This is a genomic window from Priestia sp. KCTC 13724 (assembly GCF_056820425.1).
Genome location: NZ_JBXDLD010000061.1, coordinates 1 through 24727, shown reverse-complemented (window position 1 = coordinate 24727; position 24727 = coordinate 1). Strand labels below are relative to the sequence as shown.

Sequence of the window (24727 nt, the reverse complement as noted above, 5' to 3'; positions counted from 1 at the left end):
TTGTTACATACATAAAGACCTGGCTTAAGCTACTTTGCTAAAATAGCCGTAGCAAGCCAGGTCTTTACTTTAATAGCTGGCCGTTTTATTTTCAAGTTCATGCAGTTCATCTTCTGTAATCAGCACGTCTCTTGGCTTACTTCCTTTTGCCTCTGAGATAATTCCTTGCTGCTCCATCATATCAATTAATCTTGCAGCGCGGTTATAACCAATACGGAAGCGGCGTTGCAGGCTTGATGCTGAAGCACCGTCCTGGTTTAGAGCAAACTCACACGCTTCATAGAATAATTCATCATCTTCCTGTGTTGAAAACGTCTGCTGTTTTTTTAACAGCTCCTGCTGATCGAATAAATAGGTTGGCTTCATTTGCGATTTTACATGATCTACGACACGATCAATCTCTTCATCTGATACAAAATTACCTTGAACTCGAACCGTTTTAGACGAACCGTTTTCTAGTAATAACATGTCTCCTTTACCAAGTAGCTTCTCCGCTCCACCTGTATCAATGATGGTGCGAGAATCCACTTGAGAAGAGACTGAAAAGGCTACGCGAGTTGGGACATTCGCTTTAATAAGACCCGTGATAACGTCAACAGAAGGTCTTTGCGTTGCTAGAAGCAAATGAATACCGCATGCTCTTGCTTTTTGAGCTATACGACAAATCGCTTCTTCTACTTCACCAGGCGATACCATCATTAAGTCTGCCAGCTCATCAATAATAATGACGAGATACGGAAGCTTACCGCTTTTTTCGCTATGCTCTTCTACTTTTTCATTATAGCGTGTAATATCACGCACACCTGTATGCGCAAACAGCTCATAGCGACGCTCCATTTCTTCTACAGCCCATTTTAAAGCTGATGTTGCAGCTTTAGCATCCGTAATAACAGGGCTTACTAAGTGTGGAATGCCGTTATAAGGAGCTAACTCAACCATCTTTGGGTCGATAAGCATCAGCTTTACCTCGTGAGGGGCTGCTTTATAGAGCAAGCTTACAATAATTGTGTTAATGCATACGCTTTTTCCTGAGCCTGTGGCCCCTGCAATTAGTCCGTGGGGCATTTTATTCAAGTCTGTTACGACAGGAGCACCTGAAATATCTAAGCCCAGTGCAACTGTTAACGGTGATTTATTTTGCGTAAACGCTGGGTCAGTTACTATTTCGCTAAGTAAAACCGGCTTACTTTGTTGATTGGGCACTTCAATACCAATTGTATTTTTACCTGGTATTGGCGCCTCAATCCGAATATCTCTTGCTGCTAAACTCAGTTTGATATCATCTGTTAAATTTGTTATTTTATTTACCTTAACGCCTGGCTCTGGCTGAACTTCAAATCGTGTAACGGTTGGACCTTTCGTCACATTTACTACTTTAGCACGAACGTTGAAATTATTTAGCGTCATATCAAGCAGGTCACTTTGCTCTTGTACCCAATCATGATCTTCTTCCATTTCAATTAAGGGTGCATCTAATATTGACATAGAAGGAAATTGATACGACAACTCTGCTTGAGAATCCATTGGCGGCATTTCTTCTTTAAGTAGCGCAGGAATTGGTTCTTCATCATGTACTTCTTGCTTTTCCTCCATTTTCAAACGCTCTATAGATGACGATTTAGTGGCTTTTTCACGATCCTTTTTTAACATCATGACATTAAAAGGAACTAACCTGCGCCCTCCATTTGATGAACTTGTACTTGACGATACGGTCTTTTGGTTAGTTGCTTCTGACTCATCTGCGAATGCTTGCGGCTCTTCTTCAATTGAAGGGTGATACCCTTTTGTCTCCTCAAATTCGCCACCATTAGTCTCTTCCCGCTCTTCCTGTTTTGGAACACTTTCCACTATTGATTCCGGCTTCTCTACTACTTCAGACTCTACAACATCCACATGGTCTTCAAAGTGAGTTGATGGTTCCTCTACTTCTTCCACTGATAAGTCTTCAATATGTAAGGAAGGGACTGGTTGAGGTTCGACATAAGCATCTTTTACCTGTTCACTAAACGATTCTGCCTTTTCTATTTCCTTGCTTTCCTCTTGCTGTTCTTTGCGCACCAAAGGCTCTACATATGTTCTTTCGTTACGTATTTCCTTTCGAAGAGACTCATAAGTAGGCGTCGGCTTTACGCCAGCTGGGCTCGAAAGCTCAAATTCCACCACTTCTGAATTTTGTTGAGAAAGATGATGGTTAGCTGGACGCTTATTAAACCCATATACGGGTGACGGGATTTCAGTCGGACGAAACGGCTTTTTCACTTGCGAAGTCGGCTTAGAAGCGACCGGTGCCTTTTTTTCTTGTACTGGCTTCACATATTCTGGACGTTGAAAAGAAGTTGGTTCTTCTTTAGTCAACTGATAACTTTTCACTATAGGCTCTCGTTCATTTTTCAATTTCTCAGCAGGCCTTTCTCTTCGACGAACCTCACGCCTTGGTGAATCATCTGAACGATTAAATTGATTGTCATCTATAAGCGGAAAGCGAAATTGACCTTTTGGATAGTGATAAGCTACTTTTGCCTCTAATTCTTGATGGGTTGTCCCTTTTTCTTGTCTCGGTAAGCGGGCTGGCGTTTTCTTCTTTGGAGTAGCTGCTTTTTCATTGACCGTGTCTTGAACTGGCCTTTGCTTCATTTCTGTTTCTTTCTTAGGTTCATCTAATGGAATCTCTGTTTCTCGACCTTTTTCATCTACTATAATTTCTTTTACTTCATAACCTAATAGATAATCCATCATTTTTCGCATAAAACCCATTTTTATCACTCTTTCTTCCTTAACAGTCGTATTTCTATTTATAAAAAACTGTATGCTTCTTGTAAAATTTTCAATTTTTATACACTCTCATTCATTTTACCATGTATCCAATAGGGTTCCTATAAAATCTATTAACTAGATACCCGATATATTGTGAAATATGCAAAAAAGCCACTAGAACTACTAGTAGCTTTTAATTTTATCAAATTTATAAAACCATTGACAATTGCTTTTCACAAACTGTAATCCTTTGAAACATAGGTGTAAAGCAACATCCGACTTTGGCATCATATAGAGTTAGGCTGAGAACTCTTCTCCTACTTTTGCGCTTTCTTCCAACACTAAAATACCTTTTTCTTGAGGAGCATTTGGTAAAGCCAATTCTTTTGCAGAACAGATCATACCAGAAGAAGGTACGCCACGAAGTTCTGCATCTTTAATAACAAGACCACTTGGCATAACAGCGCCTACTTTTGCCACTACAACTTTTTGTCCTGCCTCAACATTTGGAGCGCCACACACAATTTGTAACGTCTCTGTCCCAACATCTACTTTACAAATATTCAATTTATCAGCATTTGGATGCTTCTCTTTTTCTTGAACGTAGCCCACAACAAATTTTGGAGACAAGTCTACTTCAATCGATTCAGAAAATCCGCTTTCTTGAATAACTCGGTTTACTTCCGCTACTAGCTCTTCTGTTAACTTAATAGGTCCATGCCCTGAAAAAGATAAAACAGTAGATGCTTCAAAAATATTATAGCCAGCAGTAATATTTGATTTTTCATCAAAGATTCGCGTTACATTCTTTTTTGTTTCAAACGTTCGGTTTGAAAGTTCAATGTCTCGAAGAGATACGATTAACGTATCACCGATACCTTCTTTGTTGTAAAAAATATTCATTCCTTAACTCCGTCCTTTACTACGATTTTTTCCTAAAATGAAAATCGGTTCTAAACGCCCGTTTTCATACAAGAAAGAGAGTGCTGTAATGGGTACTCTTCCACTAGCAAAAAAGCTCATATTCATCTGTGCTAATATATCATAGCCTGTTTCATTTTGAACATCTGCTAAAATTAAAACATCCTGATGAGGCACAGCAATTGTGAGCGTTCCTTTTACTTTATCTTGAAACTCTTGTAAGAAAGATTCATTTAAAATCCGGCTCGCATCGTACCCGTCATTGGCATTAACAAAATAAAAATCATTGCCTGCAACTGTATCTTTTTTATATGTAATTGGCAATGAACGAAGATTAAACTTTGCCATTTCCCTTATAGATGTTACATCAAGCTTTTCTTTTTGCAGAAGCTTTTCATCTATTAATCGATACGTATTACCTAAATCTAAGGCATAATAAACTCTTGTTTCTGCCGTATGATCATCATATACGAGCGGAACATCTTCGTTTGTTTTCGTTGGAAAAGAGGTAGACCGAATAACTGGAAGAACCTTCTTTTCTTTTGAGTCTAATTGTTGTTCATCATTCATTACGCGCACAGCTTCTCTTATATAATATATCATTTCGTCTACTGCTGCGTCTTTTTTTTCTTCCCATTTCGCAATGAGCCCTGGTAGTGAAACCGTTAATCCTTTTTTTGTTTCAGAATGCTCAATTCTTAGCGTATCTTTTTTTTGATCAAATTGAAAACGTAGATTTTCATCTTTCAAACGATCTTGAACTAACTTTTTCATTTTAACACTTGTCATCTTCACTGAAAAACCCCTCCTTTTCACCAAAAGAAGCTTAAAATAAGGCCTCTTGTTAAAACAACAGGCCTAGCGATAGCTTATCCTTTTAAACTTTCAATAAATTGTTCAATTTCTTCCTGCGTTTTACGATCTTTGCTTACAAAACGTCCGCTTTCTTCACCGTTGTTATATCCTACAAAGCTTGGAATACCAAAAATATTCAGTTCAATGCACAAATCAATAAACTGATCTCGATCGACATAATGAAACGTATACTCACTATACTTTTGCTCTATTTCAGGTAGAATCGGTTCAATTACACGACAATCTGGGCACCAGTCTGCTGAAAACATCATGATGTGCTTTCCTTCTTTAATAACCTCATTATATTGTCCAATACTTTCCATTTTCTTCATTTTTATTTCCTCCTTTATGTTTTATGTCTCGTTTCTATTCAAAAAGACATTGGGTTTATGCTTCATTTAATTTTACATTCACTCATATGAAACCATAGTCAAACAGATGGTGCAAGTATCTTACTTTCAAGTATGTAGAACGTTTTACTATTATAAGACGTTAGTATATCCTATTTAGCGGTTTTGATGAAATAGATATTGACCATACAGCATACGAACAACCTGCTCAAACATAGCCGTTCTGGTAAGGATTTCTGATGTGAAGATACCGATTGCTCCTTCATTTGAACGTACATCTTCTTTTTTTGTAAAGCGTTCCATAGCTTCTGCTAACTCAATTTTTTCTTCTTTTAACACCCTTGCAATTTCCTCAGGCAATAAAATTCTTGCACCACCCGCAATGATTGGCTTTTCAAGAGACCGACTACTTAAAGCTCCCCAGTTGCACAAAAATAAGCCGTAATCCGTTTCTGTTACGCCCCCTTCTAATCCAATCCCTAAGTCTATCTCATCTTTACATACTTTCTCTGAACGATTAATAGCTCCTTGAATGGTTTCTTCATCTGAAAACGGTTGGCTAGATACACCTGAAGGCACATCAAATGAATAGTATGTCATCTCTTGTCCAAATACATTTTTAACAGCATTTACTTTAGTTGGATTTTTCGTTCCGATTGCAATGTTCATTCCGTTGCTCCTTTGCGTGTTTTTTAATTAATACAAAAAACAATCGCTTTTTACAAGCGACTGTTTTAAGACTACACCTGCTCTTTAAGAGTAGCTACTGTTGTTTCGTCTGTTGCCCGCACGAGCTTCACCAATAGTTCTTTTGCAGCAGCATAATCGTCTACGTGAATCATGGAAGCATGTGTGTGAATATATCTTGAACAAATACCAATTACAGCTGATGGAACACCGCTGTTAGACGTGTGAACGCGCCCAGCATCTGTCCCACCTGGTGACACAAAATACTGATATGGAATACGGTTGGTCTCAGCCGTATCTAGAATAAACTCTCGAATACCTCGATGCGTTACCATCGTACGATCAAAAATGCGAAGCAGTACACCTTTTCCAAGCTGACCAAATGCATTTTTATCTCCTGACATATCATTCGCTGGGCTGGCATCTAGCGCATAAAAGACATCCGGCTTAATCATATTTGCAGCAGATTGAGCACCTCGTAAACCTACTTCTTCTTGCACAGTTGCTCCAGCATATAGAATGTTTGGAATCTTATCATCCTTTACCTCTTTCAATAACTCAACTGCTAATCCACAACCGTATCGATTATCCCACGCTTTTGCTAAGATTTTTTTCTCGTTAGCCATTGGTGTAAATGGACAAATGGGTACAATCTGATCTCCAGGACGAATCCCCATATCAGCAACTTCTTGCTTGGAATCGGCTCCAACGTCAATCATCATGTTTTTAATAGCCATCGGCTTATTACGCTGCGCATCCTCTAACAGATGTGGAGGAATCGATGCAATAACGCCTGTAATCTTCCTCGTTCTTGTAATAACCTCGACGCGCTGAGCTAATAATACTTGACTCCACCATCCGCCTAATGTTTGGAAACGAAGCATTCCTTTATCGGTCACACCGGTCACCATAAATCCAACTTCGTCCATATGCCCAGCTACCATTACTTTTGGACCTGAAGAATTGCTTTTTTTCACTCCAAAAATACTTCCAAGTCCATCTTGAATAATTTCATCAGTTAAAGGCTCCATTTGTGATTTCATAAAAGACCTTACCGCATGCTCATGCCCTGGAGCACCCGGAAGTTCTGTTAATGTTTTAAATAATGATAAAGTTTCTGAATTCATCTTTCGTCTCCTTTATGTATGTCATTACTTTTCATTGTAGCGAAAAGTCAAAATACTTTCCATTTTTCTTCCTTAACCAAGAGGATTGCTTAACAATCAAAGTATGTTTTTGTATAATGGACTATAGTAAGAACTTTTGTTTTTATTAAAAAAGAAGGTGATTATTATGAAGTATACGCAGCTCATAACTGGCATTGCTGTTGGTTTTGCAAGCGCTTATCTATATCAAAAGAAAAAGTCGTCTCTTTCATCCATGGAAGCATTGCATATTGCAAAGCAAGCATTTAAAAGAAATGGTCCCATTAACGGCTCTTGGATTCAGACGACGACCAAGGTTATAAACAGGTACGGCCTCGCTTTTGAAGGTTACTCTGGTGGTATTACTCGTTCTGTCAATGGAAATCAGGAACAATATGAATTCTTCATTGATAAAAGTAGCGGTAACATTATTGACTTAGTAAAGATTGATTAAACTTTACTGCATTTATGATGTGACCTTTAGTATCCCACTTAATCGCTCGGTAATAAGCATCGTGGTAAAAACTAAGCCATGCATTTTGATTGTATGCATACTGAAGCCATTTTTCTTTTTGAGAAATAGATGTCATTGGAAAATCGTCATAGGCCATAACCCACAACACATTATGATGAGCATGAGTTGGTAATAGATCTCCCATATGCACAAGCTGCTCGCCTTGACTACTAATGACAATGACAGAATGTCCATCACTATGCCCACCTGTGTGATGCATCGTAAATTCTGGGAGCAATTGAAGAGAATCATGAAACGGCACAACTTGAGATTCAATAGCTTCCCAATTTTGCTTCCAATACGTATTTTTTGAACGTATATTAGGGTTTTGCATTTCGTTCCATTCAACGTCGCTTACATAAATAACTGCGTTTGGAAATGTAGACTCCAATTTCCCTTGACTTCTCGTTGTTAGTCCCGCTACATGATCAAAGTGCATATGTGTCATCGCTACTTTTGTTACATCATGTCGCGTTAATCCTAGCTTCATTAAATCTGTTTCTACGTTAGATTCTTCCGTAATGCCAAAATGTTTTTTTTGCTTACCTTCAATCATTCCGTTTCCTATGCCTGCATCAATTAAGATAACTTCATTACCAGTTTGAACTAGCAATGGATCCGTTCTCATTGGGATACGATTGTCATAAGCAGTAGGGTATTTTTTAGACCAAAGCTCTTTTGGTACAACACCAAACATAGCTCCCCCGTCAAGATGATTATCTCCACCATTTAACCAAGAAACTCTCACATCTCCTATTGTTAACGTTTCCATTTTTACACCTCCCATATATTCCTATTTATTGTATCACTCCCTATTTACGTTTTTATAGTCTTTTTTAAACAAAAAAGAGTTTGGGACATAACAAAATGATTGCTTCTAAAAGACGAACACTCGCTGTTCCCATCTCTTTGGTTTGTCTCAACACGTTCGTTCCATTGCGCTACGGCCACTCGCTTTCCGCGGGGAGGAACCTGAGCTTCCTCGACAATCAACCAAAAAAACCTGAACGATTAAAAGTTATGAACTCTCAATCGTTCAGGTATAGTAGAGGCTGAACTACTTATGTCTCAGTCTCCTTATAGATATTATTTTTCATTCATGTATTTAACTTCTGAACGATAAATACGACTTCCCTTTTGAGAAAACTTTTCTTCATACTCCGTCATAATATTTCCTTCGAAGTCACTAGCATGTAAATCTAAACTTACGTACTTTAATAACAAGCCATATTCAGAAAAGCTCATTAAAGAGTATTCAAACAACCCTTGATTATCTGTTTTAAAATGAATCTCTCCACCATCGATTAAAATTTGTTCATAGATATTTAAAAATGTTTTGTACGTTAAGCGTCTTTTAGCATGACGAACTTTTGGCCAAGGATCTGAAAAGTTTAAGTATACTCGCTCAACATCACCTTTAGCAAAATATTCCGTTAGGTCTTTTGCGTCAACGCTTAGCAGTTTAAAATTCGGTACTTCTGCTTCAATTATGCGATCTAGCGCACTAACAATTACACTTTCATATAACTCAATGCCAAGGTAGTTAATGTTTGGATTTTGCTTAGCCATCCCAAGTAGGAATTGACCTTTTCCAGTTCCAACTTCAATATGAATTGGGTTATCGTTTCCAAATACCTCGTTCCATTTGCCCTTATGTTCTGCGGGATTTCCAACGGCATATTGTGGATACTGTGCCAATTTCTCTTTTGCCCAAGGCTTATTTCTTAGTCTCATACTGCACACCTCATCTATATTATCAAAAATTATCAAAATTGAACCACACGGAAAATGTCGGTTATTTTGTACAACCGACATTCGTATGAATAATTGTATTCATAAAGAAAAAAATAAAAGCATCATACGAGAAAGGATGGTGCACTATGCCTTTAAACGCTCAGCATCAAATGGCTATCTTAAAGGACATCTTATCAAATCACCAAACTGACTGCTGTGGAACAGTCTCTGAATGCGAACAAGTTGAACGTTTAGCTCAAGCAATGCTAGCAAATGGAACTGCTAATGAACAAGTGTATCGCACGCTTCAAAACATTTGCGAGTATACACAGACTGCCAAAAGCGCGGCGCATCTCGATCAACATATTGAAACAAATAAACAAAATTTATCCCAATGGGTTGAAGAACTATCTAGTCTATCTTAACTAAACTTACTGGCTTAACTCTCATTTTCAAGCAATACTTTTAAGTAGTTAAGCCAGTAGTTCATTTCTGGTAATTCTTGCTTTGTACGATGCCATTGTACAAATAAAATACTTTGACTCACAACATACCACTTCATTCGCTTTTGCAAGCTATCTGTTAAAGCAATACCGTACTTTTCTAGCCAACCCTTCCATTCTGCTGGATCAATGTACCAGTACAGCAGAAGGCCTAAGTCAATAGCTGGGTCAGCAATCATCGCTCCGTCCCAATCGATTAAATATAGCTGTTCATTCTCACCTAGCAACCAATTATTATGATTGACATCGCAATGACAAACAACATATTCCTCTGGCTGAACGAAATCCACTTCTCGCTCTAAATACAGAATCCCTTGCTCAACAACTGGTTCTTTCTGCAAGTCCAAATCTACATTTGCTCGAATATCGAGTAGAACGTCTTGTGGTAATAACGACTCTTTCCCTAATCTTTTTAACATATCCAACAACTCTTTAGAGTGATGAATTTTACTCAGCAGTTCTGTTACGCTATCCGAGTTCATATCTTGAGGTTTTAACTCTCGACCATCTAGCCAGTGTTGAGCTGTAATTACATCTCCATTTTCCATTCGTTTGGTCCAAACTAACTTTGGAACAATCCCTTCTGCTGACAAAACAGCTAGGAAAGGAGATGAATTGCGCTTCAGAAATAGCTTTCGGTCTTGAAACCTTGCGAAATAAGCATCTCCAGTTGCACCGCCAGCAGGAGTCACTTCCCATTCGCTTCCTAATATATGTTCCAACCAATTCACCTTCAATTTCAACACACACATTTCATTAAAAATTTAAAGTTATGTTTACTTCTATTTATATCATCAACAACGTGTATTTGTTTTATTAAATAAAAAAGACAGCTATTGCGGACATATACCAATAGCTATCCTTCATAAATTTTATCCTCTTCCCGCTTTTCTCGTCAAGTAGCAGAATAGCACTTATGTTTTAAATAATGCTAAAACGCCAACCGCAGGAACCGCTGCTTCGCCTGAAAGGGCTTTTGGAAATGGATACTGATAAGCGCTTTCTCCATCGATTACGACGTTCCAACTCCCCTGTGGCAAGTTAATATAATGAGTTGATGTGTCTTGGTTAAACGCGACAATGATATCCTTCCATGGTCCGTATTTTTCTACATTGGCAAGAGCATACGCAACTATTTCTGGCACCGATTCTAAGAACTTCATATGCTTACGAATTCGCTCGGTTGTATGAAAGCGAAATGCGCCGTGCGCTTTTCTTAGCTGAATCACTGCTTGTAGCCACTTTATATCCTTGTTATAGATTTTCCGCTGCTCCCAATCAAATTGATTGATGCTATCCGGTGAGCGATAGCTATTTTCAACACCTTGTTTTGTTCGATAAAATTCTTGTCCTGCATGTAGAAAAGGAATGCCTTGAGCTAATAACACCATTGCACTTGCAAGCTTTTGCCTTTTTTGCAAAATTTGTTTCTCCTCATGTGAATTACACTTACTCAATTTATCCCACAGCGTGTGATTATCGTGTGATTCTACATAGTTTATCGAAGAGGTAGGCTGAACAAATAAATACTTCTCTCCTTTTTGATAAGAAACACTGCCAGCCATTACTTGCTTTACTTCGTCAACTCGATGGGTGTTGCCACAAATAAAACCTTTATCATAGATGTTAAAAGTACTTCCCTTGATAAAATCTCGAAAACGATCATTAAAGAATCCAATATGTGGGACTTTATCAGAGTTATAGATTGTTGCTTTTTGCTCTGAAGATAAAGGGGTATTTAGATCCCACCCTTCACCAAACAGCAAAATGGATGAATCATATTCAAACAGCTTTTGTCGAATCGTATTCATCGTTTCAATATCTAAAATTCCCATTAAATCAAAACGAAAGCCATCAACATCATATTCTTTGACCCAAAACAAGACGGAGTCAACGATAAATTTACGCGCCATCTTACGCTCAGAAGCAAAATCATTTCCTACACCTGTTCCATTGGACGGCATTCCAAATTGATCATGCCGGAAGTAATATCCTGGAACAATCTTTTCAAAAGAAGAGTCTTCCCTTACATATACATGGTTATAGACAACATCGAGTATAACACGTAGGTCATTCTCATGAACCGCTCGAATAAGTTGCTTTAGCTCTAGAATACGAGCTATAGGATTTGTTGGCTCCAAAGAATAGCTACCTTCCGGCACATTAAATAGGAGTGGGTTATAGCCCCAATTATAGGTATCCAAAGGCTTCAGTTCATCTACGCCATCAAAGTCATTAACGGGTAGGAGCTCCAAATGTGTAATACCAAGTTCCTTTAAGTAAGCTAACCCTGTTGTTACACCGCTTTCTGTTGACGACTCAGTGAATCCTGCATATGTTCCTTTATTGGACACGTTACTGGAAGGATGAATGGTAAAATCACGAATATGGACTTCATAAATAATAGCATCCGTGGGCTTTTGAAGCGGAGCCTTTTTCACAGGCGGCTGCTTAGTTTTGTGTAAATTCACCAACACACCGTATTCACTGTTTGCTGATGCTGCTATTGCATACGGATCAACAGCTTCTCTCGTAACACCGTTGACCGTTACCTCATAGCTATAGTGATGCCCTTCTTTTTCAAGGCCACAAATCGCTGTCCACACTCCCTTTTTCATACGAGCCATGCCAATATATTCTTTATTTAACGTTTTAGGATTGATAAGCTTTACCTTCACATCTGTAGCAGTCGGTGCCCATAATTTCAGCTGAATATGTTGCTTGGTAAAAACCACACCCAAGTCCGATTCATTGTAAAAAAAAGCATCATCGAATTCAGGAGTGCGAATGACAGCTCCTATCTTTAAATCTGCTTTGGCACCACGTTCTTCTACCACTTGATACTCTTCACCAATCTCTATTTTTATTTGACAGTAGCATTCATATTTTATAGCCTCATGTAATACTTTTCTATCCTTTAGCTTTAAAGAAAGCGATTGGCCATCTCTCATTAAACAAAGCGAATTCACTTCTCCATCGTAGTAAGATTTAGGAACAAGAACGGTAACCATATCCATCTTATCTAAATATGCTTCAAATTTTTGATTATCATAAGCCATCTGTTCTCCTCCTACATAACTTATTATGAGCATTATATGTTCAAATTGGAGAAATGAAAGCATTTTCTATTAGATAAATACTAAATTTCACATCAAAATTATTCATTCTCACTTCGATCAAAATAAATGCTTTGACTATGCTTTAAAAGTGCCTCTGCTGCCTGAAGCTGATTGAATTTTAAAGGTGCTGATAAACGCCTTAAATTATAGAACCATTCTTCATAGTTCCGCTTATCAATAAAATCAATTTGATACGGTTCTGTTGGAGAGTCAAAGAAACCATTACGACTCAGTAATATTTTACGAATAGGTCGGTCAATATTATGAGATTGATAAAGGCTTTTGACGAGTTGCTCTGTTCTATTCAACCCAAGCACGGGATTTAACACTTTCTTTTTATCTTTCCCTATTAACTCTGTCCAAAAATTTTCTTTTGAATACTGAAAAACAGAGCCATTTTTCCCTTCAACCATTGCAATACAAATTGTTTCAGTAGGCGTAATTAAAATAACCTCTGCTTCAACAGGCGCTTTTTTCACTAAAAAGACAGGCTTATACATAAGTAGAAAAGTATCAGGAAAGCTTTTTAAAAAGTATTGAAGCTTTTCATCATAAAAGTATCGCTTATCTGCATTTGAAAGCTCAAATAAGGTCGACGTCGCCCACCTCATTTGCATTTGAAAAACGTTTTCTAAAAACAATACCTTTAGGTCTTGTAGGCTTTTAGGTTCCGTCACAAACGCAGTGAGATTTTCGGCATCAAAGTTTTCTTCTGCTTCTTTTTCTATTTCTACCTCCATGTATTCTTTATCTGTTTCGGCTACTTCATCTTTTTTAAAAAAGGATTTTACCTTTCGAAAAAGCGATGGTTCTGAAGTCGGCGATTCGTCTATATCATCTAACTGAACCTCTTCCTCTCCGTTATAGAAATAATCCTTTGCTTTCTCCCAATTGTGTTGTTTCACGCGTGTAAATTGAGAGGAATAGTGATACAAATCTCGCTCATAGCGTGAAAGATAGTCTTGTATCTTAATAAGTTGCGCCATATCAAATCATTCTCCTCGTTAAAAAATACCAGATTGTTTTTATTGTTCAATTTTACTAACATTAAAAGAAAGATACCACTAGTAATTAAAGCTTTTTAGTGAAACCGTAAGCTTAAGCCCTTTTATCCTACTAATGCGATAGATTATGTTATGATAGAAAAAACACTTCTTTTTACGGCGATAAAAGTGTAGTTGTACGCTATTATTGTCTATACTAGGATAAAAAAGATCATTAATTCTATCGATGCAAAGGATGGTTAAAATGAAAGTTGTTAACAACATGGCAGATTTAATAGGAGATACTCCACTTGTTAAATTGAATCGTCTTCAGCCAGCTGACGGTGCATCCGTTTATTTAAAGCTAGAATTCTTCAACCCCAGCAGAAGCGTAAAAGATCGCGCTGCTTTTAATATGATTGTTAAAGCTGAAGAAGCAGGCCTTTTAAAACCAAATTCAACTATAATTGAGCCAACGAGTGGCAACACTGGAATTGGCTTGGCTATGAATGCTGCTGCAAGAGGATATCGCTCAATTCTTGTTATGCCAGATACTATGACGCAAGAACGTATTAACTTATTAAAAGCTTACGGGGCTGAAGTTGTGCTAACACCAGGAGATGAAAAAATGCCAGGTGCTATTCGTAAAGCTGAAGAATTAACAAAAGAAATTCCAAATGCTTTTATGCCAATGCAGTTTAAAAACGAAGCTAATCCAGACGCACACCGCCACACCACGGCAAAAGAAATTATTGAAGCAATGGATGATTTAAATAAAGAATTGGCTGCATTTGTTGCTACAGCCGGAACTGGTGGCACAATTACAGGGACTGGTGAAGTACTAAAAGAGCGCTATCCAAACATGAGTGTTCATGTAGTAGAACCTGCTGGCTCTCCTGTTTTATCAGGTGGAAAACCAGGAAAGCATAAACTTGTAGGAACAAGCCCTGGCTTTATCCCTGATACGTTAAATGTGAATGTGTATGATGAAATTTTAAAGATTAAAGATGAAGAAGCATATGATATTACGCGTAGACTTGCAGCTGAAGAAGGGATTTTAGTTGGTCCATCCTCTGGTGCAGCTTGCTATGCTGCCATTGAAGTAGCTAAAAAGCTAAGCCCCGACCAAGTCGTTGTGTGCATCGCCTGTGATACAGGTGAACGCTACTTATCAAGCGATTTATTCTCTTTTGATTCCTAATAAACCAAAAAAAGCGCTCATGCTGCTGAGCGTCTTTTTCGTTTACTTAGCTAACTCATAAATAGCTTGTGCATAAATGGCTGTTGCTTTCAATAGATCTTCGACCACCATATATTCATCTTTTTCATGAGCTACTTCTTCTCTTCCAGGGAATAGTGGACCAAATGCTACTCCGGCCTCTAGCGCTCGTGCATACGTACCTCCGCCAATGGAAATAAGCGTTGGTTCCTCTCCCGTTTGTTCTTGGTAGACTTGCTGTAACGTTTGGATGAGCTTATGCTTTTGATCGACATGATGCGGTTTTGAATCTGAAAAATGCTTAACAGAAATTTGATATGTCTCACTTTGCTTCTTAATTGTAGAAATAATAGTATCAATACTAGCGGCAACTGGGTACCGAATGTTTAAACCAATTTGTCCAGCCTTCTCATGAGTGTAAGATAAAATACCAACGTTTACAGTCAAATCACCTGTTACATCGTCTCGAATATGCAAACCGATTCTTTCACCAATTGTATCCTCTACAAAATAGTGATTAACATATGTAACGAACTGTCTTGCTTGTTCATTTAATGCTAATTCATGTAGAAAGCTTGCTAACAACACCCCGGCATTTTTCCCTTTTTGAGGAACACTTCCGTGGGCCGATACCCCTTCTAAGGTAAGGGTATATTTGTTGCTGTTGGCTTCAACTGTACCTTTTACATGATGTTTATTTAAGAACTTCTCATACGTTTTTTCGAGGTTTGCTTCTTCTTTTACAGTAAGAACTGCTTTTGCATAGTCAGGTACCATATTATAACGACGACCAGATTCAAACGATGTTAGTACATAGTCGCCATCTGTGCCTTGAATCGGCTGTTGGTGTAACTCTACATCGGTAATCCCTTTTTCTGCGTAAATGATAGGAAAGTCAGCATCTGGAGCAAAGCCCATCGTTGGCATTTCTTCATGTTTAAAGTAGTGATCTACACATCTCCAATCGCTTTCTTCATCTGTTCCGATAATCATACGTACGCGTTTAGAAAGCGGCAATCCTAGCTCTTTAACAATTTTCATAGAGTAATAAGCAGCTATTGTTGGTCCCTTATCATCAATCGCTCCGCGAGCAAAGATTTTTCCGTCCTTAATTTCCGCACCGTATGGATCAACAGACCAACCATCACCTTCAGGTACGACATCAACGTGACATAAAATTCCTATTAATTCTTTTCCTTCTCCCAATTCAATATGTCCTGCATAACCATCTACGTTCTTAGTCGTAAAACCATCATCATTTCCTTTATCTAATAAAAAATGAAGAGCTTTAGCTACTCCTTCTCCAAATGGCTCATCTTCTTTTACAGATTCTTCAAGGACGCTTTTAATTTGTAAAAAGCGCTTCGTTTCTTCCAAGATATTGCTTTCTCTTTTTTTAACTTCTTCCATCCAATTGATAGCTTCCATAGTTATCCTCCATTATTGTAGAAGTATTCAATTTGTACTATTTTCCACTTTATCACACCTATTTTCAAAAAGCTTCTAAGGTGTTTAATTAGCTAGAAAAAGGGTAAAGGGTTGTAACCTTTTCTCTAAATTTATGCTTGAATAGGTCTATTTTGTTATATTTCGCATACATTAAAAAATAATGTATAACTTAGGAAAGGAGACCTGCCAAAAAAGTACATATTTATCTCATTTATCACAATTTTTGTAAATTTATTATTAAATTAAGCTTTATCCTTTTATTTTTTATGATTTTTTGTGTACAATATAACTGAGGACTTAAATAGTGCTTGACATCTCAAAGTTATAAAGAAGTTGTGCCTTACGAAAAACGAATAAGGAAGTGGTTTTTTGAAACCTTCAACTAATCGAATGCTAACGCGTATCAAATCCGTTTATATGTTCATTAGTAAAAAGGGAACTGTCACTACTCAAGAGCTTGTTGATGAGTTTGGTATCACCCCTAGAACTATTCAGCGTGATTTAAATGTATTAGCATACAATGATTTAGTTCATAGTCCAAGTCGTGGTACGTGGACGACGACAGAGAAGAAGGTCAAGATTTCATCCTAGTAAGTTTCAAAGGTAAGTATTTATATACAGTGATAAAGATTCCTCATACTTTTTCGCCTTGTGTGTTGAGTGTCTTTAAGTGCCTGATTTTACCTCAGTGCATTTAAACGTGAATTGTTTCACTTGCGTAGAGTGAACAAAAAGGAACCAATTTATGTACAGGTTCCTTTTTCTTTCGCCTCTTATTCTTTTTTATCTTTTAATGCGCTTAATTCTTCTTCTGTTAGCTCTCGGTATTCCCCCAGTTCTAACTCTTCATCTAGCGGCAAAGCTCCCATGGAAATTCGTTTTAAATACGTGACTTTCTTTCCTCTTGATTCAAACATACGCTTCACCTGATGAAATTTCCCTTCAACAATGGTTAGCTCAATTTCAGATGATTCACCGCTTTTTAAAATGGTTAACTCTGCGGGTTTCGTGACATATCCGTCATCTAATGTAACCCCTTTTCTGAATGCTTCGACATCTTCCTCAGTTACTTTCATATTAATAGTCGCAAAATAGGTTTTTGGAACATGCTTTTTGGGTGAGAGCAGCTGATGAGCAAGCTGTCCATCGTTTGTTAATAGCAGTAATCCTTCCGTATCTTTATCTAGTCTTCCGACTGGAAAAGGATTATAAATGGCGTCGTCAATTTCTAATAAATCAACAACTGTTTCATGTTGATGATCTTCTGTAGCAGAAATCACCCCTTGAGGCTTATTCATCATCAAATAAATAAATTCTTTGTATTCAATCATTTCTCCGTGAACGGACACTTCGTCAGTTTCCGGATTCACGTGTAGCTTAGCATCTTTAACCGCTTTACCATTCACTTTTATTGCTCCTGTTTTTAATAACCCTTTTACTTCTTTTCGACTACCATATCCCATATTAGCTAATAACTTATCTAATCTCATAAAATCCTCCTCAGTTTATATCCGAAAAGAAAGTGACTCATTGAATGAGTCACTTTCTCATTAACCGTTTGCTGGACGACGGCGCAAAATTTTTCGTTCAATTATGTTTATAATTCGTTTGCCCATTACTCGCTCTAGTAATGTCGAACGGTACGTTGCTACACCGTATACAATCCCTCCGACCCCTGCTCCCATAAAGGTGATTACCACAGCAGCGATGCGGCTTTGATCATACGCTAAGAAGAAGCCTAAAATAAAGGAAAGCAACTTAACGCTTAACCCCATAATTGCAACGAAGATAAAGATTAACACTGTACGTTTGATAAACGCATGGTAATCATAATTCGCATGCTTTTTAATGAGATAAAATGTATACGCAATAGATACAAGATAACCAAGAGCCGTTGCTAAAATTGAACCTAACTCATGAAATAGATAAATAAATGGTACGTTACAAATAATTTTCACAATTAGACCAAATGCTAAACTGATTACCGCGTATTTTTGTTTATTCACACCTTGTAAAATCGCAGCATTCACAGTGAAAAATGAAAACAATAACGCAACCGGCGCATAAGCTAATAGAACTGTTCCACCAGCTTTAATATCTTCTATACCAAAGAATGTTCCATAGGCTGGACCCGCTAAAGCCATCAACCCAACTGATGCCGGTAATACTAAAAACATAATCGTTTGATACGTTTGGTCAATCTGTTTTTGAAGAGCCGTGTAATCTTGATTCACAAATGAACGTGTAATGGTTGGAACGAGTGTTAATCCAAACGCTGTCGCTAATGAAACAGGAATCATTACAAGCTTTGGTACATACGACTGCACAATCCCATTCATCGTTTCTGCAATTTCTTTTTGACCAGCAGCAACCATTGTACGGTTAAATGTAAATTGATCAACATACTGATAAAGGGGAATTGCAAGCCCTACAAATACATAAGGAATAGAATACGTAAACAACTCTTTAAAAATAGAAACCGTTGAAATACGCGTTGGCGTAACTTTTTGCTCTTGTACCATTTTGTCTAAATGAGGTTTTCGTTTTTTCCAATACCATAACAAGACAGCTAGTCCACCAAGCGCCCCTACAAATGCACCCATTGTTGCAAATCCAACCGCTAAGGCTAAACTTCCTCCGACAACTTTTAACACGATGTACGTAGAAGCGAGTAAGAAGACAACGCGGACAAACTGTTCAATAACTTGTGAAACAGCAGTTGGCCCCATAGACTGGTGTCCTTGGAAAAATCCTCGCATTAAACTCATAATAGGTACGACAAGAAGCGCCACGCTCACCATGCGCATAACCATGACAACGTCTTCTAACGAGTTATCTAAATCGGCTCCTCCTAGTGTTAAATCCGCAATAAAAGGAGATAAAGAATAAAGTAAGAGAAAAGATAAAACCCCTGTGACAAGCATAAGCTTAAGACCTGCACGATACATTCTCCTACTCGTATAGTAATCACCCATTGCGTTATATTTAGATACGAATTTTGAAACAGCCATCGGCATCCCTGCCGTTGCAATACTTAGATAAATGGCATATTGGTTATATCCATATCCAAACAGCGCTCCACCTACAGCTCCAACGAGCGTTGCAAATGGAAAAATATAAATCATTCCTAATATGCGAGAAATATAGGTTCCTAACGTTAACACAAATGTTCCTCGTAATAGCTTTGAATCAGACATAAGCTTCCTCCGATACGTAATGTTACACTTTGATAATAGTGATAGAATAAAAAGGAATCAAGTTGCAGTTTTATTTCAGACATGCTTTAATGTTAACTGCTGCTAGCAGCTAGAAAAAAACAAGACTATAGCCCATTTTATCCAAAGTTTCTTCATTTGTCAGTGAACAAACTCAAATTTTATAAAATAGACAGGTTGGTGGAGATATGATTTATGATGTAATCGTAATCGGAGGAGGACCTTCTGGTTTGATGGCATCGATTGCAGCCGGTGAAAAAGGCGCAAAGGTACTATTAGTAGATAAAGGAACAAAGCTCGGTCGAAAGTTAGCTATTTCGGGTGGTGGACGATGTAATGTTACGAACCGACTCCCAATCGATGAAATTATTAAGCACATTCCAGGAAACGGACGCTTTTTATATAGTGCATTTTCGATTTTTAATAATGAAGATATCATCAGATTTTTTGAAAACCTCGGGGTTGCTTTAAAGGAAGAGGATCACGGACGCATGTTTCCCGTGTCAAATAAAGCACAATCAGTCGTTGATGCACTCATTGGTGAATTAAAGCGTTTAAACGTTCATGTACGCACAAATACGCCTGTAAGAAAAGTCGCATATGAGAACAATGCAGTAAAAGAAGTGCAGCTAGAGACGGGTGAAGTAATCCAAGCCAAGGCAGTCATTTTAGCTGTTGGAGGAAAGTCTGTTCCTCATACCGGTTCTACAGGCGATGGCTATGCTTGGGCGGAAGCAGCGGGACATACCATTACAGAACTTTATCCCACCGAAGTTCCCGTCACTTCAAGTGAATCATTTATTCGAGACAAGACATTGCAAGGTTTATCTTTACGTAGTGTTGGATTAAGCGTACTAAACAAGAAAGGCAAGCCTGTGATTACTCATCGAATGGATATGATTTTTACGCACTTTGGAATTTCTGGACCCGCGGTATTGCGCTGCAGTCAATATGTTGTCAAAGAACTTAAAAAACAAAAGACAAAGACTGTTCAAATGATGATTGATTCGTTTCCAGACATAAATGAAGAAAATCTCTTTCAAAAAGTCGTAGCTCTTTTAAAAGAAGAACCAAAAAAAGCAATTAAAAATGTGTTAAAAGGGTTTGTGCCCGAGCGCTATTTATTATTTTTGTTTCAAGCTTCGCATATTGAAGAACAAGAACTTGCTGGACAAATTTCACATGATCGACTTCGCGAATTTGTTAGTCTTCTGAAACAATTTACGTTTTCTGTAAATGGAACGTTATCTCTTGAAAAAGCCTTTGTAACAGGTGGAGGCGTATCGGTAAAAGAGGTGCATCCAAAAGAAATGTCTTCAAAATTCATGAGTGGCCTCTACTTTTGCGGTGAAATTCTAGATATTCATGGATATACAGGTGGTTATAATATTACGTCAGCTTTAGTAACTGGAAGACTTGCTGGAGCAAATGCTGGAGAGTATGCCAAAAGCCTAGCGCATTAATGCGCTAGGCTTTATATATGACCATTGCTGAAAAACAGTATACTTGTTCATCTCGGTCCACATCTACTGTAACTTGATACTTAATGTCCACAATATCCTCATCATCAATTTTTTTCAAAAAGCGATTTAGAGCTACTTCTAAATCTTTTTCATGCTCTTTATCAAACACTTTTACCTGAACCACACCGCGACACCACTTTCATCCCATGATTATCACTGCTTGGACATTTCTATTAACATATGTATCAATCACTATAGACATTCTTATAAAATTTATACGTTGAATAAAAAAGAGCCTGGAATAAAAACAAATGATTCTTTCTCAAAGATGAATTATACCTTTTCTAAAGTAGTCAGGCTGGAACCACCAGTTCGTTCTATTGCGCCGCAGAGGCGTGTCCTCCGCTCCGTTCCACTAATTTTTTTAACTTATTTTAGGAATGAAGAAAAAGATACCCAAACTATCAAAAGTCGTTACCTTCCAATGGTTCGGATATCTCGTTAGCTAAAATACTTATGTCTCATCTTTTTTATTTACTTTTTAGTTGTTTCGCCTTCCCACTCAAGCATACCGCCAACCATGTTGCGTACTTTATATCCTTGCTCTTGTAAGTAGTAGCATACGTTCTCGCTACGACGTCCTGAGCGACAGATAAAGATATATTCTTTAGCCTTATCAAAGGCATCAATATGTGCAGGAATATCATTCATACGAATATGTTTTGCTCCTGGAATAATGCCTTCTTCTACTTCTTCATCTTCGCGAACATCTACTAGTTCAAGTTCTTCATTTTGCTCCAAACGTTTCTTTAGCTCTTCTGTTGTAATTTCTTTTACTTGTTCCATCTTTTTCAACCCTCTCATTATGTATTCGTTCCCATGTTATTATTGTAACAAAAGTGATAAATGAAATTCTACTTACATGAAAAAAGCCTGAGGCTCTTGCCTCAGACTTCTATCATTAGTTCGCTACAATGTTTACTAATTTCCCTGGTACAGCAATCACTTTTCGGACAGTCTTGCCTTCGATTTGCTCTTGCACGTTTTCATTTGCCATTGCGATATCTTGAAGCTGTTCACGTGATGCTTCAGCTGGAACGTTTAGCTTTGCACGTACTTTACCGTTCACTTGAACAACAATTTCAACTTCATCATCTACTAATTTTGCTTCATCAAAAGCAGGCCAAGCCTCATACGAGATTGTTTCTTCGTAGCCAAGCTTATTCCACAGCTCTTCTGTAACGTGTGGACAAATTGGTGCAAGTAATTTCACGATGCCTTCCACGTATTGTTTTGGAAGAACATCGACTTTATATGCGTCGTTGATAAACACCATTAATTGTGAGATCGCTGTATTAAAACGAAGAGCTTCATAATCTTCTGTTACCTTCTTCACCGTTTGGTGATATACACGCTCTAATGTTTTATCATCGCTTTCCTGTACTTTATTGCTTAGCTCACCGTTGTCATCCATTAGCAAACGCCATACGCGATCGATGAAACGTCTTGCTCCGTCTAATCCTTTTGTTGACCATGCAATAGACGCATCTAAAGGTCCCATGAACATTTCATATAGACGAAGCGTATCTGCACCGTGACTCTCAACAATCTCATCAGGGTTAACAACGTTACCTTTTGACTTACTCATCTTCTCATTGTTTTCGCCAAGAATCATTCCTTGGTTAAATAACTTTTGGAAAGGTTCTTTTGTCGGTACTACTCCAATATCATATAAGAACTTGTGCCAGAAGCGAGCATATAATAAATGAAGAACGGCATGCTCTGCACCACCAATGTAAATATCAACCGGTAACCATTCTTTTAGCTTTTCTGCGTCAGCCAATGCATCTTCATTCTTTGGATCGATGTAGCGTAAGTAGTACCAGCAGCTTCCAGCCCATTGTGGCATCGTGTTTGTTTCACGACGACCTTTTTTACCTGTTTCTGGGTCTACTACGTTTACAAATTCATCAATGTTTGCTAATGGTGATTCACCAGTACCTGACGGCTTAATTTCCGTTGTTTTCGGAAGTACTAATGGAAGCTCGCTTTCTGGAACGGGCGTTGTTGTACCATCTTCCCAATGAATTACTGGAATTGGTTCTCCCCAATAGCGCTGACGGCTAAACAACCAGTCGCGTAAACGATACGTAACTTGTTTTTCACCTTTTTTGTTTGTTTCTAGCCAAGCAATCATATTCTCAATTGCTTCTTCTTTATTTAAGCCGTTTAAGAAGTCAGAGTTAACGTGTTCGCCATCTCCTGTGTACGCTTCTTTCGAAACGTCTCCTCCCGCTACAACTTCCTTAATTGGAAGTTCAAATTTAACAGCAAATTCATAGTCACGCTCATCGTGAGCTGGAACTGCCATGATTGCACCTGTTCCGTAACTCATTAATACGTAATCTGCAATCCAGATTGGCATTTTTTCGCCATTTACTGGGTTAATCGCATAAGCTCCCGTAAATACACCTGTTTTATCTTTCGCTAAATCTGTACGCTCTAAATCACTTTTGCTTTTAATTTTCTCAATATAGGCATCTACTGCTGCTTTTTGCTCAGCTGTTGTGATTTTATCAACAAATGGATGCTCTGGTGCTAACACGGCATACGTTGCGCCAAAAAGCGTATCTGGACGCGTAGTGAACACCGTAAACGTTTCATCATGCCCATCAATTGTAAAGTGAACATGCGCCCCTTCAGAGCGACCAATCCAATTGCGCTGCATTTCTTTAATACTCTCTGGCCAATCTAATTCTTCTAAATCCTCTAGTAATCGATCTGCATAAGCAGTAATTTTTAACATCCACTGCTTCATTGGACGTCGTTCTACTGGGTGACCTCCACGTTCACTTTTACCATCAATAACTTCTTCATTTGCTAATACTGTTCCAAGAGCTGGACACCAGTTTACCGCAACTTCATCAATATACGCTAATCCTTTTTCGTATAACTTTAAGAAAATCCACTGCGTCCATTTATAGTAGCTTGGATCTGTTGTATTAATCTCACGCTCCCAGTCATATGAGAAACCTAGAGATTTAATTTGGCGACGGAAGTTGTTAATGTTTTGCTCTGTGAAGTGCGCTGGGTCATTTCCTGTATCTAACGCATACTGCTCTGCTGGTAAACCGAACGCGTCCCATCCCATTGGATGAAGTACGTTATATCCCTGCATACGCTTCATACGAGATAAAATATCTGTTGCTGTATACCCTTCTGGATGCCCTACATGTAGGCCAGCTCCAGATGGATATGGAAACATATCTAGCGCATAAAATTTACGCTTTCCTTTATCTTCAGTCGTTTTAAATGTCTGATTTTCTTCCCAAACCTGTTGCCACTTCTTCTCAATATGCTTATGGTTAAAGGCCATGAATACTCCTCCTTCTATTTTAAGACAATGGTGTTAGAACTATAAAAAACCCCTCATCCCTTAAGAAAGGGACGAGAGGTTGAATAAACTTCCCGCGGTACCACCCACATTAGCACAAATTATGTATGTACTCACTCATTTTCCTTAACGCGGATGACGATAAATGCTACTTCGTTCACATTTACAGCTCAAAGGTGAGTTCATGAACGGTCGTTTGTTGACTCCCACCAACCGTCAACTCTCTTTGCTCGTATCGCTCACTACTATTCCTTCTCAATGCTTTTCATATAGTAACTACCTTGTATTGTAAATAATATGTGATTAAACTGCAAGTTGTTCACACCATTTTATCAAAGTTTCTCTTCTTATTTACTGATAATGAGCATTTTTAGATACAAATATTTCCATTCGATTAGAAATGATAGGTACCCTATGCCACT

The 24727-nt window shown here is 38.1% G+C and carries 23 protein-coding genes and 1 other annotated feature; of the genes, 5 read left to right on the top strand and 18 right to left on the bottom strand.

Features of this window, described 5'->3' with window-relative positions:
- Nucleotides 1-69 precede the first annotated feature (69 nt).
- From AC1UFB_RS09000 to AC1UFB_RS08975, 6 genes are all read right to left on the bottom strand, one after another.
- Nucleotides 70-2754, bottom strand: coding sequence for a DNA translocase FtsK (locus tag AC1UFB_RS09000; protein WP_100346706.1), 2685 nt, complete (start codon nt 2752-2754; stop codon nt 70-72).
- A gap of 297 nt (nt 2755-3051) precedes the next feature.
- On the bottom strand, nt 3052-3657 hold the full coding sequence (gene ytpR, locus AC1UFB_RS08995) for a YtpR family tRNA-binding protein (RefSeq protein WP_025909488.1): 606 nt from the start codon (nt 3655-3657) through the stop codon (nt 3052-3054).
- Nucleotides 3658-3660: 3 nt separating this feature from the next.
- The gene (locus AC1UFB_RS08990; protein WP_100348141.1) at nt 3661-4464 is read right to left on the bottom strand and encodes a DUF1444 domain-containing protein; all 804 of its coding nucleotides are present in this window, start codon (nt 4462-4464) and stop codon (nt 3661-3663) included.
- Nucleotides 4465-4544: 80 nt separating this feature from the next.
- The gene (locus AC1UFB_RS08985) at nt 4545-4862 is read right to left on the bottom strand and encodes a thioredoxin family protein (protein WP_025909490.1); all 318 of its coding nucleotides are present in this window, start codon (nt 4860-4862) and stop codon (nt 4545-4547) included.
- Between the two features lie 174 nt (nt 4863-5036).
- The gene (locus tag AC1UFB_RS08980; protein ID WP_025909491.1) at nt 5037-5549 is read right to left on the bottom strand and encodes a DUF84 family protein; all 513 of its coding nucleotides are present in this window, start codon (nt 5547-5549) and stop codon (nt 5037-5039) included.
- 71 nt (nt 5550-5620) lie between these two features.
- Complete coding sequence (locus AC1UFB_RS08975) at nt 5621-6694, bottom strand: M42 family metallopeptidase (RefSeq protein WP_076513450.1); 1074 nt, start codon at nt 6692-6694, stop codon at nt 5621-5623.
- Nucleotides 6695-6860: 166 nt separating this feature from the next.
- On the opposite strand from AC1UFB_RS08975, the gene AC1UFB_RS08970 reads away from it, so the two are divergent.
- Complete coding sequence (locus tag AC1UFB_RS08970; protein WP_025909493.1) at nt 6861-7166, top strand: PepSY domain-containing protein; 306 nt, start codon at nt 6861-6863, stop codon at nt 7164-7166.
- Here the strand turns inward: AC1UFB_RS08970 and AC1UFB_RS08965 are convergent.
- The 3 genes from AC1UFB_RS08965 to trmB all read right to left on the bottom strand — a co-directional run bounded on the left by AC1UFB_RS08965 (nt 7141) and on the right by trmB (nt 8960).
- Nucleotides 7141-7998 (bottom strand): YtnP family quorum-quenching lactonase, encoded by an 858-nt coding sequence (locus tag AC1UFB_RS08965; protein WP_061785743.1) that lies wholly within the window; start codon nt 7996-7998, stop codon nt 7141-7143. The genes AC1UFB_RS08970 and AC1UFB_RS08965 overlap by 26 nt on opposite strands.
- 44 nt (nt 7999-8042) lie before the next feature.
- On the bottom strand, nt 8043-8219 hold the full coding sequence (locus AC1UFB_RS08960) for a hypothetical protein (RefSeq protein WP_482589010.1): 177 nt from the start codon (nt 8217-8219) through the stop codon (nt 8043-8045).
- 93 nt (nt 8220-8312) lie between these two features.
- Nucleotides 8313-8960: a tRNA (guanosine(46)-N7)-methyltransferase TrmB gene (gene trmB, locus AC1UFB_RS08955; protein WP_025909495.1), complete on the bottom strand. Its 648-nt coding sequence runs from the start codon at nt 8958-8960 to the stop codon at nt 8313-8315.
- A gap of 146 nt (nt 8961-9106) precedes the next feature.
- On the opposite strand from trmB, the gene AC1UFB_RS08950 reads away from it, so the two are divergent.
- Nucleotides 9107-9385 (top strand): YtzH-like family protein, encoded by a 279-nt coding sequence (locus tag AC1UFB_RS08950; protein WP_025909496.1) that lies wholly within the window; start codon nt 9107-9109, stop codon nt 9383-9385.
- A gap of 14 nt (nt 9386-9399) precedes the next feature.
- Here AC1UFB_RS08950 and AC1UFB_RS08945 read toward each other — a convergent pair whose 3' ends face one another.
- From AC1UFB_RS08945 to AC1UFB_RS08935, 3 genes are all read right to left on the bottom strand, one after another.
- Entirely contained in the window at nt 9400-10206 is an 807-nt protein-coding gene (locus tag AC1UFB_RS08945) for a phosphotransferase family protein (protein WP_373688728.1), read from the bottom strand.
- Nucleotides 10207-10377: 171 nt separating this feature from the next.
- The gene (gene pulA / locus AC1UFB_RS08940; protein WP_078989177.1) at nt 10378-12522 is read right to left on the bottom strand and encodes a type I pullulanase; all 2145 of its coding nucleotides are present in this window, start codon (nt 12520-12522) and stop codon (nt 10378-10380) included.
- A 98-nt stretch (nt 12523-12620) separates the two neighbouring features.
- Entirely contained in the window at nt 12621-13568 is a 948-nt protein-coding gene (locus tag AC1UFB_RS08935) for an NERD domain-containing protein (RefSeq protein WP_025909499.1), read from the bottom strand.
- Nucleotides 13569-13830: 262 nt separating this feature from the next.
- On the opposite strand from AC1UFB_RS08935, the gene cysK reads away from it, so the two are divergent.
- Nucleotides 13831-14766, top strand: coding sequence for a cysteine synthase A (cysK, locus tag AC1UFB_RS08930; RefSeq protein WP_025909500.1), 936 nt, complete (start codon nt 13831-13833; stop codon nt 14764-14766).
- 42 nt (nt 14767-14808) lie between these two features.
- Here cysK and pepV read toward each other — a convergent pair whose 3' ends face one another.
- Entirely contained in the window at nt 14809-16212 is a 1404-nt protein-coding gene (gene pepV, locus AC1UFB_RS08925) for a dipeptidase PepV (RefSeq protein ID WP_482589007.1), read from the bottom strand.
- Nucleotides 16213-16602: 390 nt separating this feature from the next.
- Here pepV and AC1UFB_RS08920 point away from each other — a divergent pair, with 390 nt between their 5' ends.
- Entirely contained in the window at nt 16603-16824 is a 222-nt protein-coding gene (locus AC1UFB_RS08920; RefSeq protein ID WP_025909502.1) for a DeoR family transcriptional regulator, read from the top strand.
- Nucleotides 16825-17006: 182 nt separating this feature from the next.
- Here AC1UFB_RS08920 and AC1UFB_RS08915 read toward each other — a convergent pair whose 3' ends face one another.
- Nucleotides 17007-17723 (bottom strand): pseudouridine synthase, encoded by a 717-nt coding sequence (locus tag AC1UFB_RS08915; protein WP_328101074.1) that lies wholly within the window; start codon nt 17721-17723, stop codon nt 17007-17009.
- Nucleotides 17724-17783: 60 nt separating this feature from the next.
- Entirely contained in the window at nt 17784-19430 is a 1647-nt protein-coding gene (locus AC1UFB_RS08910; protein WP_100346703.1) for a putative polysaccharide biosynthesis protein, read from the bottom strand.
- A 206-nt stretch (nt 19431-19636) separates the two neighbouring features.
- Here AC1UFB_RS08910 and AC1UFB_RS08905 point away from each other — a divergent pair, with 206 nt between their 5' ends.
- Nucleotides 19637-20911, top strand: a complete 1275-nt coding sequence (locus AC1UFB_RS08905; protein ID WP_100346702.1) for a BaiN/RdsA family NAD(P)/FAD-dependent oxidoreductase — start codon at nt 19637-19639, stop codon at nt 20909-20911.
- Between the two features lie 4 nt (nt 20912-20915).
- Here AC1UFB_RS08905 and AC1UFB_RS08900 read toward each other — a convergent pair whose 3' ends face one another.
- From AC1UFB_RS08900 to leuS, 3 genes are all read right to left on the bottom strand, one after another.
- Nucleotides 20916-21095 (bottom strand): sporulation protein Cse60, encoded by a 180-nt coding sequence (locus AC1UFB_RS08900; protein WP_025909506.1) that lies wholly within the window; start codon nt 21093-21095, stop codon nt 20916-20918.
- A gap of 350 nt (nt 21096-21445) precedes the next feature.
- Nucleotides 21446-21757 (bottom strand): rhodanese-like domain-containing protein, encoded by a 312-nt coding sequence (locus tag AC1UFB_RS08895; RefSeq protein ID WP_100346701.1) that lies wholly within the window; start codon nt 21755-21757, stop codon nt 21446-21448.
- Nucleotides 21758-21872: 115 nt separating this feature from the next.
- Nucleotides 21873-24287: a leucine--tRNA ligase gene (gene leuS / locus AC1UFB_RS08890; protein ID WP_100346700.1), complete on the bottom strand. Its 2415-nt coding sequence runs from the start codon at nt 24285-24287 to the stop codon at nt 21873-21875.
- A 64-nt stretch (nt 24288-24351) separates the two neighbouring features.
- Nucleotides 24352-24573, bottom strand: a binding site (T-box leader).
- Nucleotides 24574-24727: the final 154 nt, after the last annotated feature.

Bases quoted from the DNA above. Each gene is read 5' to 3' on its own strand.
- AC1UFB_RS08975 (WP_076513450.1), bottom strand. From the start codon at position 6,694: ATGAATTCAGAAACTTTATCATTATTTAAAACATTAACAGAACTTCCG.
- AC1UFB_RS09000 (WP_100346706.1), bottom strand. From the start codon at position 2,754: ATGGGTTTTATGCGAAAAATGATGGATTATCTATTAGGTTATGAAGTA.
- AC1UFB_RS08990 (WP_100348141.1), bottom strand. From the start codon at position 4,464: ATGACAAGTGTTAAAATGAAAAAGTTAGTTCAAGATCGTTTGAAAGAT.
- AC1UFB_RS08970 (WP_025909493.1), top strand. From the start codon at position 6,861: ATGAAGTATACGCAGCTCATAACTGGCATTGCTGTTGGTTTTGCAAGC.
- AC1UFB_RS08985 (WP_025909490.1), bottom strand. From the start codon at position 4,862: ATGAAGAAAATGGAAAGTATTGGACAATATAATGAGGTTATTAAAGAA.
- AC1UFB_RS08950 (WP_025909496.1), top strand. From the start codon at position 9,107: ATGCCTTTAAACGCTCAGCATCAAATGGCTATCTTAAAGGACATCTTA.
- AC1UFB_RS08935 (WP_025909499.1), bottom strand. From the start codon at position 13,568: ATGGCGCAACTTATTAAGATACAAGACTATCTTTCACGCTATGAGCGA.
- leuS (WP_100346700.1), bottom strand. From the start codon at position 24,287: ATGGCCTTTAACCATAAGCATATTGAGAAGAAGTGGCAACAGGTTTGG.
- AC1UFB_RS08895 (WP_100346701.1), bottom strand. From the start codon at position 21,757: ATGGAACAAGTAAAAGAAATTACAACAGAAGAGCTAAAGAAACGTTTG.
- pulA (WP_078989177.1), bottom strand. From the start codon at position 12,522: ATGGCTTATGATAATCAAAAATTTGAAGCATATTTAGATAAGATGGAT.
- AC1UFB_RS08915 (WP_328101074.1), bottom strand. From the start codon at position 17,723: ATGAGATTAGATAAGTTATTAGCTAATATGGGATATGGTAGTCGAAAA.
- ytpR (WP_025909488.1), bottom strand. From the start codon at position 3,657: ATGAATATTTTTTACAACAAAGAAGGTATCGGTGATACGTTAATCGTA.
- pepV (WP_482589007.1), bottom strand. From the start codon at position 16,212: ATGGAAGCTATCAATTGGATGGAAGAAGTTAAAAAAAGAGAAAGCAAT.
- trmB (WP_025909495.1), bottom strand. From the start codon at position 8,960: ATGAGACTAAGAAATAAGCCTTGGGCAAAAGAGAAATTGGCACAGTAT.
- AC1UFB_RS08910 (WP_100346703.1), bottom strand. From the start codon at position 19,430: ATGTCTGATTCAAAGCTATTACGAGGAACATTTGTGTTAACGTTAGGA.
- cysK (WP_025909500.1), top strand. From the start codon at position 13,831: ATGAAAGTTGTTAACAACATGGCAGATTTAATAGGAGATACTCCACTT.
- AC1UFB_RS08980 (WP_025909491.1), bottom strand. From the start codon at position 5,549: ATGAACATTGCAATCGGAACGAAAAATCCAACTAAAGTAAATGCTGTT.
- AC1UFB_RS08905 (WP_100346702.1), top strand. From the start codon at position 19,637: ATGATTTATGATGTAATCGTAATCGGAGGAGGACCTTCTGGTTTGATG.
- AC1UFB_RS08965 (WP_061785743.1), bottom strand. From the start codon at position 7,998: ATGGAAACGTTAACAATAGGAGATGTGAGAGTTTCTTGGTTAAATGGT.